Below are 864 nucleotides of genomic sequence, written 5' to 3' on the forward strand. Positions count from 1 at the left end.
TTTAGCGTTTCGTTGACTCGATGATCAGCGTTCGTCGTCGCCAGTCGCTACGGCGCTGGGGTGGGCTCTCAGGTGCCGCTGCGTCGCTGTGGCTCCTCCTCGACCTGCGCTCGGAGGGGCCTCGACCGGCGGCGGGGTCCAGGCTCGGGCGGGCTCGCGGAGCGCGGCCTGGGTGACGCAACGTTCTGCGTTCGCGCGTGAGGGAGCAAAGGATGCTGCGTTCGCTACGAGATCCCGTCGCGAACGCAGCACCGTTCGATCTTCTGCGCACAAAGGCAGAATCCTGCGTCCCGGTGGGCGGGGGTGGGCAGTGATTCTCCTTCGTCGTGGACCGTTCCGCACGAAGGGAGGGCCTCTGCCCGCACGGGCCCCTGGCCGCGCCCCGCAGACCCAGCCGGCACGAGACCGCTGCTCCGGTCGAGGCCCTTTCGGAGACCACGCGCACTCGCAGTCACAGCGGCATAGCAGCACGCGAAGACCCNCTCGAGGAACGACGAAGCCCCGGCGCGATGCACCGGGGCTTCGTGACGTCAGGCGCACAGGCGCCTGGGGGTCAGGCGTACTCGGACAGCTCGCCGAGGATGGCCGACTTGGGGCGGACGCCGACGATCGACTTCACGACCTCGCCCTTGTAGTAGAGGTTCATCGTCGGCAGGCCGGTGACCCGGTACTGCGACGGGGTGACGGGGTTCGCGTCGGCGTCCATCTTGACGATGGTGAGCGCCTCGCCCTTCTCGGCGGCGATCTCCTCGAGGATCGGGGCGAGCTGGCGGCACGGGCCGCACCAGCTGGCCCAGAAGTCGACGAGCACGGGGCCGTCGGCCTTGAGGACCTTCTCGTCGAAGTCGGCGTCGGTGACGGGGG

1 protein-coding gene is annotated in these 864 nt (G+C 69.3%); it reads right to left on the reverse strand.

What is annotated here, in order from left to right:
• Positions 1-553 precede the first annotated feature (553 nt).
• The coding region (gene trxA, locus ASF38_RS05095) for a thioredoxin (RefSeq protein ID WP_082480454.1) at positions 554-864 on the reverse strand (311 nt) is incomplete at its 5' end.

Source organism: Aeromicrobium sp. Leaf272, from assembly GCF_001422865.1.
Taxonomy (GTDB): domain Bacteria; phylum Actinomycetota; class Actinomycetes; order Propionibacteriales; family Nocardioidaceae; genus Aeromicrobium.